We start from the raw sequence: 224 nt of genomic DNA, 5'->3' as shown, positions 1-224 counted from the left end.
TCGAGAGCATCAATGCCCAGTTACGCAAGATCATCAAGACTCGAGGGCACTTCCCGACCGATGAGGCCGCGACGAAACTGATATGGCTTGGGGTGCGCAACATCCCCGCCAACTGGGGTCATGCGGCACACGAATGGAAAGTGGCAATGAATCAATTTGCGATCCTGTACGGAGACCGATTTACCAGACCGAGCTGGTAAAACAAGGGCCTGCCTGACGGCAGG

1 pseudogene is annotated in these 224 nt (G+C 55.8%); it reads left to right on the top strand.

The features are described from left to right. Positions 1 to 200: pseudogene (locus AO277_RS15735) on the top strand (IS256 family transposase); the annotation flags it as partial. Positions 201 to 224 lie beyond the last annotated feature (24 nt).

This window comes from Pseudomonas amygdali, assembly GCF_002699855.1.
GTDB classification, from domain to species: domain Bacteria; phylum Pseudomonadota; class Gammaproteobacteria; order Pseudomonadales; family Pseudomonadaceae; genus Aquipseudomonas; species Aquipseudomonas amygdali.
This window is presented reverse-complemented; position numbering and strand designations above follow the sequence as displayed.